Origin of the sequence: Spirillospora sp. NPDC046719 (assembly GCF_040645715.1) — a bacterium.
Classification (GTDB): Bacteria; Actinomycetota; Actinomycetes; order Streptosporangiales; family Streptosporangiaceae; genus Spirillospora.
Window position 1 is genome coordinate 1 of record NZ_JBEYYT010000557.1, and the last position, 5,253, is coordinate 5,253.

The window sequence follows — 5,253 nt, forward strand, 5'->3', positions numbered from 1 at the left end:
GCGGGCGGTGCCGGCCCCCGCGACCGTCAGCCGCCCCCGGGCAGGCCGCCCCGCCGGATCACGTCCGAGTACCAGCGCGCGCTGTCCTTGGGCGTCCGGCGCTGCGTCGCATAGTCCACGTGAACCAGCCCGAAGCGCTTGGAGTAGCCCCAAGCCCATTCGAAATTATCCAGCAGCGACCATGTGAAATAGCCCGCGAGCGGTACCCCGTCGGCGATGGCGGCGTGGCACGCGCGCAGGTGCGCGTCGATGTAGGCGATGCGCCCCGCGTCGTGGACCGTGCCATCGCCGTCCGGCGTCTCGTCGTAGCCCGCGCCGTTCTCGGTGATGTACAGCGGGACGGCCGGGTACTCCCGGTGCACCCGGGTCAGCACCTCGTGCAGCCCGCCCTCGTCGATCTCCCAGCCCATCCCGGTCGTCGGCCGCCCCGCCGAGACGAACCGGACGTGCTCGCTGCCCACCCACGGCGAGTGCACGGCGAACGGCCCCGACGCCGTCTGCGCCGCCTCCCCGGGCGTCCCCGCGACCGTGTGCCGCGTGTAGTAGTTGATGCCGAGCTGGTCGATCGGCTGGTTGATGACGGCGAGGTCCGCCGCGGCGGGCTCGAAACCGTGCCGGGCCGTGTCGGCCAGCACGTCCTCGGGGTAGCGGCCGAGCAGCAGCGGGTCGAGGAACAGCCGGTTCTGCATGCCGTCGATGCGGCGCGCCGCGTCGACGTCGGCGGGGTCGTCCGTCGCGGGGGAGACCGCGTACAGGTTGACGGCCGCGCCGAACAGGTTGCCGGGGTGGCGGGCCCGCATCGCCTGCACCGCCAGGCCGTGGCCCAGCATCAGGTGGTGCGCGGCCAGCAGGGACCCCGACGGGTCGAGCCGGCCGGGCGCGTGGTCCCCGGACGCGTAGCCGAGGAACGCCGCGCACCACGGCTCGTTCACCGTCGTCCAGTGCCGCACGCGGTCGCCGATGGCCTCGTGCACGAGCCCGGCGTAGTCGGCGAACCGGTGCGCGGTGTCCCGCTCGGGCCAGCCGCCCGCGTCCTCCAGCGGCTGCGGCAGGTCCCAGTGGTAGAGCGTCGGCCAGGGCTCGATCCCCGCTTCCAGCAGCGCGTCGACGAGGCGCCGGTAGAAGTCGAGCCCCCGCTCGTTGACGGCCCCGGCCCCGGCCGGCTGAACCCGGGGCCAGGAGATGGAGAACCGGTAGGAGGACAGCCCGAGGTCGCGCATCAGCGCGACGTCCTCGGGGTACCGGTGGTAGTGGTCCACGGCGACGTCCCCTGTGTCGCCGCCGAGGACCTTGCCCGGGGTGCGCGCGAAGGTGTCCCAGATCGACGGCCCGCGGCCGTCCTCGGCCGCGGCCCCCTCGATCTGGTAGGCGGCCGTGGCGGCGCCCCAGCGGAACCCGGTGGGGAACCGCGGGCCGGCGCCGCGGGCGCCGGCGTCGTCCTGAACGGCGCTGGATTCCAGAGAGGTCACGCCTTCACTGCACCTTCCATGATTCCGCCGATGATCTGGCGGCCGAACAGGATGAACACCACGAGCAGCGGCAGGACCGCCACGGTGGTGCCGGCGAACATGAGCGTGTAGTCGGAGAAGTGGGCGTTCGCCAGGTTGTTGATCGAGAGCTGCACCGTGGGGTTCTCGGGGCTGAGCGTCGCCAGCGGCCACATGAAGTCGTTCCAGGACTGCATGAACGTGAAGAGGCCGAGGACGCCCGCGGCGGGGCGCAGCGCGGGCAGCACGACCCGCCAGTAGATGCCGAACGTCGTGCAGCCGTCCACGCGGGCCGCCTCGATCAGCTCGTCCGGGACGGCCTGGTCGGCGTACTGCCGCATCATGAACACGCCGAACCCGGTGACGAGGAACGGGACGATCACCGCCTGCAGATGGTTCTGCCAGCCCAGCTTCACCATGATCATGTAGAGCGGGATGATGCCCATCTGCACCGGGATCATCATCGTCCCGACGATCGTCACCAGCAGCGCGTTCTTGCCGCGGAAGCGCAGCTTGGCGAACGCGAAGCCGGCCAGCGAGGCGAAGAACACGGTGGAGACGGTCACGCATGCCGAGACGATCGCGGAGTTCAGCAGGCCCTTGGCGAAGTAGGCGTCGGGGTTGTCGAACAGCCGGTGCACGTTGGCGCCGCCGTGCCCGCCGGGCAGCAGCGGCGGCGGGACGTCGGAGACCACGTCGTTGGTGCGGGTCGCCACCGCGATCATCCAGTAGATCGGGAAGACCGACAGGGCGAGCGCGACGATCAGCGTGAGGTAGGTCAGCGGGCTGGCGTTCCACAGGCCGTGGAGCCGGCCGGGACGGCCGCCGCCGCGCGCGTGCCGGGCGTCGCCGGGACCGGCCAGGAGCGTGGTCACTTGGTGCCTCCCGTGCGCCGCACGAACAGGAAGTTGATCAGCGAGAAGAGGATGATCATCACGAACAGGGCCCACGCGATCGTGGCGCCGTAGCCGTACCGGTCATGGCCGAAGGCGTTGTCGTACATGTACATCGTCAGCGTCTGGAACTGGTGCAGCGGGCCGCCGTCCATCTTGTTGGGCGTGCCCACGCTGAACAGGACCGGCTCGGTGAACAGCTGCAGCCCGCCGATGGTCGCGATGATCGTGGTGAAGATGATCGTGGGGCGCAGCATCGGCACGGTGATCTGCCAGAACTGCCGGATCCGGGACGCGCCGTCGATCGAGGCGGCCTCGTACAGGTCCTTCGGGATCGCCTGCATGGCGGCGAGGTAGATGAGCGCGTTGTAGCCCGTCCAGCGCCAGTCGACCATGGTGGCGATCGCCACCCAGGACCAGCCGCGGCTGGTGGACCAGCTGATCGGGTCGATTCCCACCAGCCCGAGCGCCCAGTTGATCATGCCCCAGTCGTGGTCGAACATCTGGGTGAACACGATCGCGACGGCGGCGGTCGAGGTGACCAGCGGCGCGACCATGCCGATGCGGAAGAGGGTCGGCACGCGCATCCGCCGGTTGAGCGCGTTGGCGATGAACAGCGCGATCAGCAGCTGCGGGATCGTCGACAGCACGAAGATGGCGAGCGTGTTGACCGTCGCGTGCCAGAAGTCGGGGTCGCCCCACAGGTACTTGTAGTTGTCGAAGCCGACCCACTTGCGGGTGCCCGAGGCGAGCTCCCAGTCGTGCAGCGACACCCACAGCGTGTAGACCAGCGGGAACGCGCCGAAGATCGCGAAGATGATGTAGAACGGCGAGATGAAGGCGTACGGCGCGCCCTTCACATCGAGCCGGGTCAACCGGGACCGCAGGGAGCGGGGGGCCGCCGGAGGGGCCTTCGCCGGGGGATGCTGGGGGCCGTTCCGGCTGGGGCGCAGTTCGGTGGCCATGGCCTTGCGCCTCCTTTCCGAGGACGGGACTTGGGCAGGGGAAGAGAACGGCGGCGGCGCCGTACGGGGAGGTGGGGCACGGCGCCGCCGCCGCGGCGGGGGGCGGCTACCTGGCGGCCTTCTTGGCCGCTTCGACGGCCTTGGACCAGGCCTCGTCCGGCTTGACCTTGCCCTGGCCGACCGAGATCAGCACGTTCTCGACGGCCGCCCGGACGTCCTCGTTCTTCGGGCCGAGGTGCACCGGCTTCACCGAGGCGACCAGGTCACCGAAGATCTTGCCGGCGGGGGCGTCGTTGAAGTAGGCGTTCTTGGAGCCGGCGACGGCCGGGTCCTGCTCGGCCTGCGGCGACGACGGGAAGGTGTTGGCGGCGGCGTACGCGCCGGTCTGCCCCTGCGGGGAGGTCAGGAACTCGGCGAGCGCGGCGGCCTGCTTCGGGTGCTTGGTCTGCTTGGGGACGGCGAGCCACGAGCCGCCCCAGTAGCCGGAGCCGCCGGGCGTGGTCGCCACGTCCCACTTGCCCTTGCCGGACGGGCCGGAGAACTGCTCGATGCCGCCGAGCATCCAGGACGGGCAGGGCACGGTGGCGAACGTGTCGCGCTTGAGGCCCGCCTGCCACGGCGGCGTGAAGATCGACATGTCGGAGGTGAGCTTGCTCTCCTCGAACTTCAGCGAGGTGTCGAACGCCTGCTTCACCGCCGGGTTGGTGTCGAAGACGAACTTGTCGTCCTTGTCGAAGAAGCTGTAGCCGGGGCCGGCGCCGGCGTTCTGCAGGACGGTGGCGCGGAAGACGGCGGTGGGGCCGTCGAGCCACTTGGTGCCGGACACCTTCTGCTGGAACTTCTGCCCGGTCTGCAGGAACGCGTCCCACGTCGGCCAGAGCTTGCCGACCTCCTCGCGGTCGGTGGGCAGGCCGGCCTTCTTGAACAGGTCGGTGCGGTAGCACATGGCGAGCGGGCCCACGTCGGTGCCGAGCCCGACGAGCTGCTTGCCGTCGGGGCTGACGCCCATCTGCCACTTCCAGGGGAGGAACTTGTCCTGGAGGGCCTTGCCGCCGTAGTCGAACAGGTTGAGGAACTTCGCCCGCTGCTGCATGTAGAGCGGGAGGATGCCCTCCTCCAGCATCACCACGTCTCCGGCGCCGCTGCCCGTGGCCATCCACTGCTGGATGCGCGGCTTGTAGGTGTCCAGGTCGGAGACCTTGCGCTGCTTGATGGTGACGCCGGGGTGGGACTGCTCGTACTGCTTGTACAGCTGGTCGTAGCCGACCTCGCCGAACACGTCGACGGTGAGCGTCACCGGCCCCGAGTCCGAGTCCTTCTTGTCGTCCCCGCCGCAGGCGGCCGCGAGACCGCCGGCGAGCAGGACCGCCATCGCCGTACCCAGTCCGCGCCGCATGATGGCCCTCATGGCGGACCCCTCTCAGGTTGTGTCTTCCATTGCGTGGGAGCGCTCCCACGAAGGAAAGACCGTGAGCCGCCTCACTGTCAATCCGCCGCAACACAACCGTTACAACGAGGACAGAACCGGCCGGGCCCCGGTCGGGGCCCGGCTCAGCCCTCCTGTACGGTGGACAGCCGCCGGCTGGCGGGGACGGGTGCCGTGGAGCGCCGCACGACCAGTTCCGGGCGGAACAGCAGTTCGGTGCGGGGTGAGCGTGCGCCTCGGATCTCGTCGAGCACTGTGCTGACCGCCGCCATCGACATCTCCCGGACGGCTTGGCGGATCGTGGTCAGCGGCGGGTCGAGGTAGGCGGTGAGCAGGGAGTCGTCCATGCCGGTCACCGACACGTCTTCGGGCACTCGCAGGCCGCGTGCGCGGGCCGCGCGGATCGCGCCGAGCGCCATGATGTCGTTGCCGCCGCAGATCGCGGTGCATCCGGCGTCCAGCAGCTTGGCCGCGGCGGCCTG

General features: G+C 70.2%; 5 protein-coding genes. All 5 read right to left on the reverse strand.

The window, feature by feature from the left end; genetic code table 11:
* Positions 1-26 precede the first annotated feature (26 nt).
* A complete protein-coding gene (locus tag ABZ914_RS45880; protein ID WP_500200965.1) occupies positions 27-1,460 on the reverse strand; it encodes a GH1 family beta-glucosidase in 1,434 nt (477 codons plus the stop codon).
* A 5-nt stretch (positions 1,461-1,465) separates the two neighbouring features.
* Positions 1,466-2,362 (reverse strand): carbohydrate ABC transporter permease, encoded by an 897-nt coding sequence (locus ABZ914_RS45885; RefSeq protein ID WP_500200962.1) that lies wholly within the window; start codon positions 2,360-2,362, stop codon positions 1,466-1,468.
* Entirely contained in the window at positions 2,359-3,345 is a 987-nt protein-coding gene (locus ABZ914_RS45890; RefSeq protein WP_500200963.1) for a carbohydrate ABC transporter permease, read from the reverse strand. Before ABZ914_RS45890 ends, ABZ914_RS45885 begins: the two co-directional genes overlap by 4 nt.
* 106 nt (positions 3,346-3,451) lie before the next feature.
* The gene (locus ABZ914_RS45895; RefSeq protein ID WP_241756427.1) at positions 3,452-4,741 is read right to left on the reverse strand and encodes an extracellular solute-binding protein; all 1,290 of its coding nucleotides are present in this window, start codon (positions 4,739-4,741) and stop codon (positions 3,452-3,454) included.
* Between the two features lie 155 nt (positions 4,742-4,896).
* On the reverse strand, positions 4,897-5,253 hold a 357-nt coding region (locus ABZ914_RS45900; RefSeq protein WP_500200964.1), incomplete at its 5' end, for a substrate-binding domain-containing protein.